We start from the raw sequence: 11317 nt of genomic DNA, 5'->3' as shown, positions 1-11317 counted from the left end.
AGGCCTAGTCAAACTGCCAAGAACTGTCAGTCTTCGCTAGGGGGCACATAGCAATTTGTGCACCTCTTGCCCACCCAAGTAGCTCGCAGTTGTTGTCGTTATGAGGCGTCAAAACGACAACAACTGCTGGGCCCACGCCGCCAGGGTTCCCTGGCCGAGCTTGCGAGGCGAGGGTGGCGGTGGGGCTAGTTGGGTTTGCCTAGGCGTTTCGTGCGGACTTGACCTTGGCACCGATCCTGCAGGCCACGGCGATGCACGCGATCAACAGGAACGTGCCGATCAACTGGCCGGCGCTCTCGGCGTTCGAGAAGCCCACCGCGAAGATCAGGGCAAGCAATGCCAGTCCGAATACCGTGAGGAAGGGGAATCCCTTCATGCGAAGCGGCAGTTCGGTTCCTTCGCGGTCGGCGCGGCGGCGCAGGATGAACTGGGACACGAGTGCCGTTCCCCAGACCACGAGGCAGGTGGAGCCTACGAGGTTGAGCAAGGCCGGAAGCACATGGTCGGGGAAGAGCAGTTCCAGGATCGTGGCGATGAAACCGAAAGCAACGGAAACCCCGACGGCGGCCATGGGCACCTGGGCGCCGCGCAGCCGCGACAGGAAAGCAGGTGCTTCGCCGCGTTCAGACAAGGAGAAGACCATGCGCGAGGCACCGTAAAGGTTTGCGTTGAGCGCGGAAAGCAACGCCACGACGGCAACGAGGGTGATGGCCGTGCTGGCTCCCGGGATGCCGGCAAGGTCCAGGACACCGGCGAACGGCGACTTCAAGCCTTCGGAATCGGAGGGCAGCACTGCTGCGATGACGAAGACCGAACCGATGTAGAAGACCAGGATGCGCCACACCACCGTGCGGATGGCCTTGCCGACGCTGTGTGCGGGATTCTGCGTTTCCGCCGCGGCCACGCTCACAATTTCGGTGCCGCCGAAGGCGAAAATCACCACGAAGAGCGCCGCGGCAATTCCAGACCAGCCGGACGGTGCAAAGTTGCCCGTGAGGTTCCCGAGGCCGGGGGAAGTTACGCCGGGGAGCCAGCCGAACAGCAAGGCCGCGCCGATGACGAGGAAAGCGACAATGGCTGCGACCTTCAGGATGGCAAACCAGAATTCGAACTCACCGAAGTTCCGGACCCCGGCGAGGTTGATCGCGGTAAAGGCCACCATGAACACCAAAGCCAGCGCCCACACGGGAATGACCGGCCAGACGGAGAACAGCAGCCCTGCTGCACCGAGCGCCTCCGCGGCGATGACCACCACCAGCTGCAGCCACCAAAGCCAGCCGACCGTGGATCCGGCCGTCTTGCCCATGGCCTTTTCCGCGTAGACCGAGAAGGCGCCGCTGTTGGGGTTCGCGGCTGCCATCTCGCCGAGCGCCCACATCACGACGATGATCAGGGTGCCTGCCACAAGGTAGGAGATGAGTACTGCCGGGCCGGCCGCGTGGATTCCGGCGCCTGAGCCAAGGAAGAGTCCCGCGCCAATGGCGCTGCCCAGGCCCATCATGGTGAGCTGGCGCGGCTTCATCGAGTGGCCAAGGCCTCGCGAAGTAATGGAGGGTCGAACAGCGGTGGACTTCGTTGTCATTCGTGTTTGCCTTCTTGTGGATGGTTTGTCGACTGGTCCTTGTAGGACTTATCGAATTTACCGCTTCCAAAGGAAAGTGGCGAAAAACACTCGTGAGAGGATGGTTACAAGCTGGTGTGACATCTGGGCATGGAGTGCCGATTTGTACAGCTCATGGGCGGAAGTAGGAAAAACTGATGGTTGTGGACGAATTGGATGCCAAGATTGTCCGATTTTTCACCGACTCCCCGCGGGCGTCTGTCTTGGAGGCATCCAGGGTCTTGAAGGTCGCCCGCGCCACGGTCCAGTCCCGGCTGGACCGGATGGCTGAGCGCGGGGTGGTGGCACCCTGGGTTCCGCAGCCCGATCCCGCCGGCTTTGGCTATCCCGTGGTCGCCTTTTGCTCCCTGACCATCAACCAGGATTTGGGGCACGACGCCGTCGTCGAAGCCCTGGCTGCCATTCCCGAGCTCATTGAGGTCCATACCGTTTCCGGCAGTTCGGATCTCATGGTGCGGGTGGTGGGCAAGTCGAACTCGGACCTGCAGCGCGTGCTGGACAAGCTCATTGCCACCAAGACCGTGCTCCGTTCGTCCTCGGTGATTGTCCTGAATACTCATTTCCAAGGCCGCACCTTGCCGCTCCTGGAAGCTGCCGCCAAGGAGAATGCGGGCTGAAACATTTGGACACTGTCCTCTAACAGTCGTACCATTAGTTCTAGTCATCTTGACTATAACTAATTTTCCGGTCCCTACGGCAAAGAAGCGGGGTGAATACCGTGTACGCCACCTCCGCCAATGTCGAAGAGCGCAGGCTCGCGCCGCCGTCGTTGGCCATATCAACGGTGATCTTCGCCCTCCGCCCGAGCGAAAGCTCCGGCCGCCCCACGCTGTGGTTGCCGCTGGTGCGTCGCATCCGCGAACCGTTCAAGGACATGTGGGCGCTGCCCGGCGGACCGCTGCAGCACGACGAATCCCTCCAGGACGCCGCGTCCCGGAACCTGCGCGAGACCACGGGGCTGGCTCCCCAATACCTCGAGCAGCTCTACGCCTTCGGCGGCCTGCATCGCTCGCCTGCCCAGCGGGTTGTCTCGATTGTCTACTGGGCCTTGGTGCAGCCCACGGAAGCCGCTCTCGCCGACGAATCCGAGAACGTTCGTTGGTTCCGGGCAGACCGGCTCGCGGAACTGGCGTTCGACCACAACGCGATCGTGGACTACGCCTTGTGGCGGCTGCGCAACAAGATGGCCTACGGGTCCATCGCCTATCACTTGCTGGGTGAATTCTTCACCCTGGCACAGGTCCGCGAAGTCTACGAGGCTGTCCTGGACCGCCAGCTCGATCCGGCGAACTTCCGCCGGCAAATCAAGGGAACACCGGAAATCGAAGAAACCGGTGAATACCTCCAGGGCGGAAAACACCGCCCGCCCCGCCTCTACCGCTTCACCGGCACGCCCGGACTCGGGCCAGACAACAGGAGTACACCATGAGCAGCGTCAACACAGCTATCCAGCTGATCACGCGGGAAGAAGCCGAAAGCGGCCGTTCCGCGGCCGGGTCGACGTGCAGCCCCGCCCTGGCGAAGGGCCCGTGGGAGTACGACCTCGCCGAAGCCCTCGCAGGCATCCCCGCTTACGGTCCCGGCGCGTCCAGTTCCGACGACGCTCCGAAAGCCACACCCCGCCAAGGCCAGTTGCCCGAAGAGTACAAGTTGGCCAGCGACGCCGAGCTCGACGCCCGGATCCGCGCCGCCAAGGAGACGCTGGGGGACCGGGCTGTCATCCTGGGCCACTTCTACCAGCGCGACGAAGTTGTCCAGTACGCGGATTTCGTGGGCGACTCGTTCCAGCTCGCCAACGCTGCCCTGACCAAGCCTGATGCCGAGGCCATCATCTTCTGCGGCGTGCATTTCATGGCAGAGACCGCCGACATCCTGTCCAGCGAGGGCCAGGCCGTGATCCTGCCGAACCTGGCCGCCGGCTGCTCCATGGCGGACATGGCAGACGAGGACTCGGTGGAGGAATGCTGGGAGCAGCTCGAGGAGCTCTTCGGGACCGCCCCCGATTCCGATGGCCGTGCGCCGGTCATCCCGGTGACCTACATGAATTCCTCGGCCGCATTGAAGGCCTTCTGCGGACGCAACGGTGGCATCGTCTGCACGTCCTCCAACGCCAAGACGGTGCTCGAATGGGCCTTCGAACGCGGCCAGCGGGTGCTTTTCTTCCCCGACCAGCACCTTGGCCGCAACACCGCAAAGGCGCTCGGCGTGCCGCTGGAACAGATGCCCATGTGGAACCCGCGCAAGGAACTCGGCGGAAACGACGAACAGACCCTGCTGGATTCCCGTGTCATCCTCTGGCACGGCTTCTGCTCCGTCCACAAGCGTTTCAACGTGGGCCAGATCGAGAAGGCCCGCGCCGAATTCCCGGGCGTGAACGTCATTGTGCACCCCGAATGCCCCATGGAGGTTGTCGACGCGGCAGACGGCGCAGGCTCCACCGACTTCATCAAGAAGGCCATCGCCGCCGCAACCGAGCCCACCACCTTCGCGATCGGTACCGAGATCAACATGGTGAACCGCTTGGCCGCGGAGAACCCGCAGCACACCATCTTCTGCCTCGACCCGGTGATCTGCCCTTGCTCCACGATGTACCGCATCCACCCCGGCTACCTCGCCTGGGTACTCGAGGAACTGGTGGAAGGCCGTGTGGTCAACCGCATCACGGTGGACGACTCGGTCAAGGACAACGCCAAGATCGCCCTCGAACGCATGCTTGCAGCACGGCCGCTCTAGGTCACACCCAGTACCAACCAGTCGAATCGAGCCTCACATGACTGCAGAACGCATTCCCGGCGCTCCGGCGCTGCGGCGACTCGTCGTCGTCGGAAGCGGCATCGCCGGCCTCTACTCCGCGCTGCTGGCCGCCGAGGCCGGTGCGGAGGTCGTCCTGCTCAGCAAGGGGGCGCTGGCGGACAGCAACACCTTCTTCGCCCAAGGCGGGATTTCGGCAGTGCTGGAGGAACCCGCCCCCGGCGATACCGTCGCCGCGCACATCATGGATACCCTCAAGGCCGGCGCCGGGCACTGCAATGAGGAGGCCGTGCGGGTGCTGTGCACAGAAGCGCGCCTCGACATCAGGGGGCTGGAGCGTTTCGGTGTCCGTTTCGACGCGGACGACGACGGCGATCCCGCCTTGGGGCTCGAAGCCGCCCACTCCGCGCCGAGGATCCTGCACACCGGAGGAGACGCCACCGGTGCCGGGGTCGCGAACGCACTCATCCTGGCGGTCCTTGACGCGCAGGACGCCGGGAAAATCCAGGTGCTGGGACATGCGCAGGCGACTTCCCTGCTCCAGTCCGAGGGGCGTGTCACGGGCGTCGAATTCCTACGCAACGGCCGCCTCGAGAGCGTGTTCGGCGACGCCGTGCTGCTTGCCACCGGTGGGGCGGGGCAGCTGTTTGCCCAGACCACCAACCCCTCGGTGGCAACGGCCGACGGGCTCGCGCTCGCATGGCGGGCAGGCGCCGAGCTCGCGGACCTGGAGTTCTTCCAGTTCCACCCCACGAGCATGGTCCTTTCCGCTGCCGGAAAGCCAACTTCCCTCGGCACCGATCCGCTCCTCATTTCCGAAGCCGTCCGCGGCGAAGGCGCCATCCTGGTGGATGCGAACGGCGAACGATTCATGCCCCGCTACCACCCCGACGCCGAACTCGCCCCGCGCGACGTCGTCTCCCGCAGCATCGCCCTCCACTTGGCGTCACTCGGTGATCCCAACGGCCACGTCTTCCTTGACGCCCGGGTCGTGGAAGCGAACAAAGGGCAAGGCTTCCTTGAGAAGCGCTTCCCCACGCTCAGCGCCCGGACCCGCGAAGCCGGCGTCGACTGGACCCTGGAGCCAGTTCCGGTTGCCCCTGCCGCCCACTACTGGATGGGTGGGGTGGTCACGGATCTCCACGGCCGGACGTCTGTACCTAGCTTGCTTGCCGCCGGCGAAGTTGCTTGTACCGGGGTGCAGGGCGCCAATCGCTTGGCTAGTAACTCGCTGCTCGAAGGGCTTGTCTTTGGACGGCGGGCTGTTGAAGGGTTCCTTGGGTGGGCGCCGCCGAATGGCATCCCTCTGCGTGCTAACTCGGCCGCGGGCGGCCTCGCTTTTACGCACGCTGCCGGGACACCGCACGACGGCGCTCAGCGCACCAACGCTGCAGGGACACCTTCAGACGAAAGCCGTCTCACCCCGTGGCAGCCTGAGCTCGTCCCGGAGCCTTTCTCACGGACCGCCCTTCGGCGGCTTATGACTGCCAAGGCGGGGGTGCTTCGGACCGGGGGGTTGCTCCGGGAGGCTGCTGAGGGACTCAACGCTTGGGCCGACGTCGTGCTTCCTGAGAGTGTGCCGGACTCAGTGGATTCCTTGGTTCATGAGGATGCCAATTTGCTCCTTGCCGCGCAGTTGTTGGTGCGGGCTGCGGGCGCGCGGCGGGGGTCGCTGGGGGCGCACTATCGGAGTGATGCGGTCGAAACCCAACGCGAAGAAATTGTTCAGAGATACACGATCCGCCGGAAAGCGAGCCTCGTCAATGACTAGCCTGACCCTCCCCGCAGCACCCGTCCGGGACATCCTGGAGCGGGCTTTCGCGGAGGACGCGCCGAGCGGCGACATCACCTCGCAGCTGCTCATTCCCGCCGAAGCCCGGGCCACCGCCGTGCTCAACGCCAGGGTTCCCGGGGTCTTCAGCGGAGGAACGGTGTTCCGTGACGCCATGCTGTTCGTCGACCCGGACACCGAGGTGGAACTGTTGCTCGAGGACGGTGAAGCGTTCGACGCCGGAACCCACCTGGCGCGGGTCAGCGGCCGCGCCCGCTCGGTGTTGCTCGCCGAACGCGTCGGGCTCAACCTTGCCCAGCGCATGAGCGCCATTGCCACAAAGACCGCAGAGTTCGTCAAGCTCGTCGACGGAACCAAGGCCCGCATCACGGACACCCGGAAAACAACCCCCGGGCTGCGGGTGTTGGAACGCTACGCCGTACGCTGCGGCGGGGGAGCCAACCACCGTTACAGCCTGTCCGATGCCGTTCTGGCCAAGGACAACCACCTTGCAGTGATGACCGGTGGCGATTCCGCCAAGCTCACCGCACTGCTCAAGGCCGCCAAGTCCCAGCTGGGCCACACCACGCACTTCGAGGTGGAAGTGGACCGCGCCGAGCAGATCGAACCCGTGCTCGCGGCCGGGGTAGACACGATCATGCTGGACAACTTTTCCCTTGAGGAGCTCCGTGCCGGTGTGAAGCAGGTGGCCGGCCGCGCCGTCGTTGAGGCGAGCGGCAACGTCAACGTGGACACTGTGGCGGACATCGCCGCCGCGGGAGTCGACGTCATTTCCATCGGCGGACTCACCCACAGCGTCAACGCGCTGGATCTCGGCCTGGACGTGACGCTCGACGTGGCACCGGACCCAACCTCAGGTATCGGCTGACGCCATGATCTTCCTCGACGCGGCGGCGACCACACCCGTCCGTAAGGAAGTCCTCGAAGCGATGTGGCCGTATTTGACGGGGGAGTTCGGCAATCCCTCGAGCCATCACGGCCTTGGCGAAGCGGCTGCGAACGCGTTGTCCCGGGCACGCGCGGCAGTCGCGAAGGTCCTGGGCTGCCGGCCGGGGGAAATTACCTTCACTTCCGGCGGTACCGAAGCCGACAATCTGGCCGTGAAGGGGATCGCCCTCGCACGGCGAGCCGCGGATCCCGCCCTGAACCGGATTGTCGTCAGCGCCATAGAGCACCCCGCCGTGGAGGAATCCGCGCTCTACCTGCAACGGGTCCATGGCTTCGAGGTGGACGTGGTCCCCGTGGACGGGCACGGTGTGGTGACGGTTGAGGCGCTCCGGGCTGGCCTGAGTCCGGAGACGGCCCTCGTCAGCATCATGTACGCCAACAACGAGATCGGCACCGTGCAACCCGTGCGGCAACTCGCGGAGGTCGCCGCGGAACACGGCGTGCCGTTCCACACGGACGCCGTCCAGGCCGCGGGTTGGTTGCCTATAGGCGTCAAGGAACTGGGGGTCGATGCCCTCAGCATTTCCGGCCACAAACTCGGCGCGCCCAAGGGTAGCGGCGTGCTCTATGCCAAGGGAAGGCTCAAGCTGGAGCCGCTCGTCCATGGCGGCGGCCAGGAGCGGGGCAAGCGCTCCGGGACCGAAAACGTGGCGGGAGCTGTCGCGCTGGCCACGGCACTCACGCTCGCCCATGACGCGCAGTCGGAACTCGCCGTACGTGTCTCGGCGTTGCGGGATGCCTTCATCCGCGGTGTCCTTGGGGCCGTGCCGGGTGCCGTGTTGACCGGCCACCCTTCGCAGCGCTTGCCGTCCGTCGCGTCTTTCTGTTTCCCCGGCACCAGCGGGGAGTCCGTGTTGCTTGAGCTTGAGCGGCTTGGTGTGGTTTGTTCGAGCGGCTCGGCCTGCGCCGCTGGATCCGACGCTCCCTCGCCGGTCCTGCTGGCCTTGGGAATCGAGCCCGAGGTGGCCCACACTGCAGTGCGCTTCAGCTTCGACTCCACGGTGACGTCAGCGGAACTTGAGCAAGCCGCGGAAGCCGTGGCTGCCGCCGTCGGGAGTGTGCAGGGGCTCGGTCGCCGCTGACTGTCCCCACCCCAAGTAACTCGCATTTGTTGTCGTTCTGAGCCCTCAAAACGACAACAAATGCGAGTCAGTTGGGAGTCAGACGTGGCGGGCCCTGCGGAAAATCCAGTGCCGCAGCATCGTGAACCGCACGGCCGTCGCGACGAACCCGGACAGCGTGGTTGTCCAAAGGTCCTCGGCGAGGGTGGCTTCGGGGCGCAACGCATGGAGCACGCCCAGGCTACCGCCCGTGATGATCAGCGCCACGGCGATCACGATCAGCCCGTTCAGATGATCCTGCGTTCTCTTCCGGTTGCCTGTGATCTTGAAGGTCAGCCGCCGGTTCAGGGCCGTGTTCATGAGCGAGGTGATAATCAGTGCCGCGGCGTTCGCGGGTTGGGGTCCCATCCACGGGCGGAACAGCGCGTACAGTGCCAGCGAGGTGACGGTACAGATGATCCCGACGCCGGTGAAACGGATGAGTTGCCTGACCACCGGATAGCGCAGCACGCCTTTGCGGCGCTTACTTGTATTTGGCCTGGGAAGGGACGTCTGCCGCGTCTCAATTGCCGGCACGGCAGGAGGCTCCATGGCTCAAGCCTGTCATATCAAGCTGGGAATTTTCTCCCAAGTTGCTGCTATGACGGGGTTGCTGAGCTCTCCGATGCCGTCAATGCGGCAGGTCACGGTATCTCCGGGCTCGATCCTGGTGCACTCGGCCGGGAAGCCGGTGAGGACCAGGTCGCCCGGGTGCAAGGTCATGAAGGAGCTGAGGTAGACAAGGATCTCGTCTACCTTCCACCCGAGGTCCGCGGTGCTGGCCGTGCCCAATTCCCGGCCGTTGTGCACTATGCCGATCGAAAGATCATCGTCATTGAGGTCCGTGACGATCCACGGTCCCGCAGGAGTAAACGTGTCCTGGCTTTTCGCGCTGATCCACAGTTCGTCGGTCTTCTGCAGGTCGCGCGCTGAGACATCGTTGCCGATCGTGAAACCGAGGATGGCGTCGCGCGCGTTGTCGAGTGTGAGCCCGCGGACTTTGCGCCCGACGACGACGGTCAGTTCCGCTTCGGGGTCCACGTAGCCGACGTCCGAGGCGAGCTCGATGGCGTCGCCTGGTCCAATGACGCTCGTGGCGGCCTTGTGGAACGCCTGCGCAGGCAAGTCCCGGCCCGGCTGGCCCGTGTTGTGCGCCATGCCGAAGACGTTGGCGGGAACGGACGGCGCAAGGAACATGAACGCATCCTCGGAGACCTGAGAGCCTGTAACCCAACCCGGCCGCCCTGCGCTGCTGCCATTTGCCGGCGAGCCTGGGAACGGGCTGTCCACCACAGTCCAGCTCCGGCCTTCCGCGGAAGCGAAGTCGACGGCGTAATTCGCGACGAAGAAGTGTTCGTCCGGCGAGGTGGGGGAGAGCGGGCGGACGCGGGCGATCCGGCGTGCACGTGAGGAAGTCATGAAGACATCCTATGTCCTCGCGCCTGTTTGGACGGAGGTTTAGACGGGCAGGTAGAGCTCCCCCACCGGGATATCCGCGGCCAAACGATTTGCCGGCCCGGCCAAGGGGCACGCCCAGGCCTCGTTGTAGGCGCAGGACGGGTTGTAGGCGAAGTTGAAGTCGAGCACGAATTCCTGTTGCCCGGATCCGCGAAGGCCGTGGAAAGCGCCTTTGATGGTGTCAAGCAAGTACCGGCCGGCGCCGTAGCTTCCTCCTGGTTTGCCGGCTGTGGCGTCGCGGAAAGGCACGAAGATGCCGCCGCCGTAGCTGCGGAGGCGCCACACAGCCAGAGAGCCAAGCTCGTCGAGGTCGAAGGTACCGAGCCGGACAAACGGCACCACGCCGTCAGTTCCGGTGTGCACGTTCATCTCCTGGCCCGCTCCTTCCGGAGAGAGGGCAGCATAGCGGCGGAACCGGGGATCGTAGTCCGCGGTGCGCAAGCCCGAGAAGGACCTCTTGCTGGCGGGAGTCAGTGCCGATGCCGGGTGGGTTCCGAACATGCGGTCCCGTTCCTGGCGCCAGTAAACGTGGGCTTGGAAGGGATCGTCCACCGCGATCTTGCGGACGTCGTCGTACAAGGCAAACGTGCGCAAGCGCCAGTCCGCGATGTCCACGGCGGAGATGCCCTCCACATTGTTTTCGTCCTCATCAAGCTGATCGGGAGCCATGCGTCCAGCCTAGTCCTACGATGCGGGCTGAAGCGGCGGCCCGGAGTGCACCGGCGGGGTTTTCAGGTGCGAAACGCCGATCCGGACGGGCAGGCGGCGGCTCCGCGCCGTTAGGCTGGTGCGCATGAGAGCAAAGCGGATCCCGTCGAAGTTTTCAGTCGCCGTCCTGGGTGCACTCATCGTGGTCGCCGCGGCTGGCTGTAGTTCCGAGGGCAAGGGCGGACCGGTCTGGACGGCCGGGTCCAACAGCGCGGCACCCGGGAGCGCGACGCCGTCGGGCTCCAGTGCGGCCCCGCCGTCGGGCGGCTCCACGGGGAGCCCCTCCGCAGGAACTACAGCGACGGCGGGGGCCACGGCCTCGGCGTGGAAGACGTACTCGGATGCGTCCAAGAAGGTCAGCTTCGATCTTCCGAGTGACTGGATTGCGCAATCGGTCACGCCCGACGCCGGTTCCATGCCCGGCGCCCTGAAGATCGAGGTCAAAGACGCCAAGGGAGGGTACCTCGCGACCCTTCACACCGGACTGGCCTCGGCGAGTCCGGCCGACTGCAATCCGGCCGCCAAGCGTCCCTACGTGGTGGTCAGCAGCGTGCCCATTGACCTTCCCCATGCCGACGGCGATTCCACGATCCCTCCGCACGTGGTGTTCCGGGTCATCCAGGGCTACAAATTCTTCGGTTCGTACGGCATCACCAACTTGGTGGCCGGAACTGATGGCCAGGCCTGCCAGCTCCGGAACCTTGTGGTGGGGCCGGCAGGAAAGGGCAACTACTACTTCGGGGACATGCCCGCGGTGCATGCTTTCGCCACTGACGAAGTAGTTGCTCCCGCGAAGTCCTTTGACACCTTGGACCAGGCCGCCAAGTACGTTGACCAGAGTTCGGAATTCGCCAACGTCCAGCGGATGCTATTGTCTCTGAAGGTCAATCTGTAGAACGACGATTGACACCAACAGATCGGCGACATCGGGGGGTTGTC

11 protein-coding genes are annotated in these 11317 nt (G+C 64.8%); 7 read left to right on the top strand and 4 right to left on the bottom strand.

The annotated features are described in order from the left end of the window. Positions 1 to 199: 199 nt before the first annotated feature. On the bottom strand, positions 200 to 1582 hold the full coding sequence (locus QRN52_RS02395) for an amino acid permease (protein ID WP_284751182.1): 1383 nt from the start codon (positions 1580 to 1582) through the stop codon (positions 200 to 202). 176 nt (positions 1583 to 1758) lie between these two features. Between QRN52_RS02395 and QRN52_RS02390 the strand changes: the two genes are divergently transcribed. The 6 genes from QRN52_RS02390 to QRN52_RS02365 all read left to right on the top strand — a co-directional run bounded on the left by QRN52_RS02390 (position 1759) and on the right by QRN52_RS02365 (position 8194). Further along, complete coding sequence (locus QRN52_RS02390) at positions 1759 to 2238, top strand: Lrp/AsnC family transcriptional regulator (RefSeq protein ID WP_059387632.1); 480 nt, start codon at positions 1759 to 1761, stop codon at positions 2236 to 2238. 101 nt (positions 2239 to 2339) lie between these two features. Then, the gene (locus QRN52_RS02385) at positions 2340 to 3050 is read left to right on the top strand and encodes an NUDIX hydrolase (RefSeq protein ID WP_284751324.1); all 711 of its coding nucleotides are present in this window, start codon (positions 2340 to 2342) and stop codon (positions 3048 to 3050) included. Further along, on the top strand, positions 3047 to 4354 hold the full coding sequence (nadA, locus tag QRN52_RS02380; RefSeq protein ID WP_284751181.1) for a quinolinate synthase NadA: 1308 nt from the start codon (positions 3047 to 3049) through the stop codon (positions 4352 to 4354). The genes QRN52_RS02385 and nadA overlap by 4 nt, the downstream gene beginning before the upstream one ends. 37 nt (positions 4355 to 4391) lie before the next feature. Then, positions 4392 to 6143 carry an L-aspartate oxidase gene (locus QRN52_RS02375; RefSeq protein ID WP_284751180.1) on the top strand — a complete coding sequence of 584 codons (1752 nt, stop codon included), beginning with the start codon at positions 4392 to 4394 and terminating at the stop codon, positions 6141 to 6143. After that, on the top strand, positions 6136 to 7032 hold the full coding sequence (gene nadC, locus QRN52_RS02370; protein ID WP_284751179.1) for a carboxylating nicotinate-nucleotide diphosphorylase: 897 nt from the start codon (positions 6136 to 6138) through the stop codon (positions 7030 to 7032). The genes QRN52_RS02375 and nadC overlap by 8 nt, the downstream gene beginning before the upstream one ends. Before the next feature lie 4 nt (positions 7033 to 7036). After that, positions 7037 to 8194, top strand: coding sequence for a cysteine desulfurase family protein (locus QRN52_RS02365; RefSeq protein ID WP_284751178.1), 1158 nt, complete (start codon positions 7037 to 7039; stop codon positions 8192 to 8194). A gap of 78 nt (positions 8195 to 8272) precedes the next feature. Here QRN52_RS02365 and QRN52_RS02360 read toward each other — a convergent pair whose 3' ends face one another. The 3 genes from QRN52_RS02360 to QRN52_RS02350 are packed head-to-tail and all read right to left on the bottom strand — an operon-like array spanning position 8273 to position 10339. After that, positions 8273 to 8764, bottom strand: coding sequence for a GtrA family protein (locus QRN52_RS02360; RefSeq protein WP_284751177.1), 492 nt, complete (start codon positions 8762 to 8764; stop codon positions 8273 to 8275). Between the two features lie 12 nt (positions 8765 to 8776). Beyond that, positions 8777 to 9631 (bottom strand): fumarylacetoacetate hydrolase family protein, encoded by an 855-nt coding sequence (locus QRN52_RS02355; RefSeq protein WP_284751176.1) that lies wholly within the window; start codon positions 9629 to 9631, stop codon positions 8777 to 8779. A gap of 39 nt (positions 9632 to 9670) precedes the next feature. Continuing rightward, a complete protein-coding gene (locus tag QRN52_RS02350) occupies positions 9671 to 10339 on the bottom strand; it encodes a DUF1684 domain-containing protein (RefSeq protein ID WP_284751175.1) in 669 nt (222 codons plus the stop codon). 124 nt (positions 10340 to 10463) lie between these two features. Here QRN52_RS02350 and QRN52_RS02345 point away from each other — a divergent pair, with 124 nt between their 5' ends. Then, entirely contained in the window at positions 10464 to 11273 is an 810-nt protein-coding gene (locus QRN52_RS02345) for a hypothetical protein (protein WP_284751174.1), read from the top strand. Positions 11274 to 11317: the final 44 nt, after the last annotated feature.

It is taken from the genome of Arthrobacter sp. efr-133-R2A-120 (genome assembly GCF_030209835.1).
Classification (GTDB): Bacteria; Actinomycetota; Actinomycetes; order Actinomycetales; family Micrococcaceae; genus Arthrobacter.
This window is presented reverse-complemented; position numbering and strand designations above follow the sequence as displayed.

What these genes read in the sequence shown, in the direction of transcription:
- QRN52_RS02395 (WP_284751182.1), bottom strand. Translation starts at nt 1,582, where the DNA reads ATGACAACGAAGTCCACCGCTGTTCGACCCTCCATTACTTCGCGAGGC.
- QRN52_RS02390 (WP_059387632.1), top strand. Translation starts at nt 1,759, where the DNA reads ATGGTTGTGGACGAATTGGATGCCAAGATTGTCCGATTTTTCACCGAC.
- nadA (WP_284751181.1), top strand. Translation starts at nt 3,047, where the DNA reads ATGAGCAGCGTCAACACAGCTATCCAGCTGATCACGCGGGAAGAAGCC.
- QRN52_RS02375 (WP_284751180.1), top strand. Translation starts at nt 4,392, where the DNA reads ATGACTGCAGAACGCATTCCCGGCGCTCCGGCGCTGCGGCGACTCGTC.
- nadC (WP_284751179.1), top strand. Translation starts at nt 6,136, where the DNA reads ATGACTAGCCTGACCCTCCCCGCAGCACCCGTCCGGGACATCCTGGAG.
- QRN52_RS02365 (WP_284751178.1), top strand. Translation starts at nt 7,037, where the DNA reads ATGATCTTCCTCGACGCGGCGGCGACCACACCCGTCCGTAAGGAAGTC.
- QRN52_RS02360 (WP_284751177.1), bottom strand. Translation starts at nt 8,764, where the DNA reads ATGGAGCCTCCTGCCGTGCCGGCAATTGAGACGCGGCAGACGTCCCTT.
- QRN52_RS02355 (WP_284751176.1), bottom strand. Translation starts at nt 9,631, where the DNA reads ATGACTTCCTCACGTGCACGCCGGATCGCCCGCGTCCGCCCGCTCTCC.
- QRN52_RS02350 (WP_284751175.1), bottom strand. Translation starts at nt 10,339, where the DNA reads ATGGCTCCCGATCAGCTTGATGAGGACGAAAACAATGTGGAGGGCATC.
- QRN52_RS02345 (WP_284751174.1), top strand. Translation starts at nt 10,464, where the DNA reads ATGAGAGCAAAGCGGATCCCGTCGAAGTTTTCAGTCGCCGTCCTGGGT.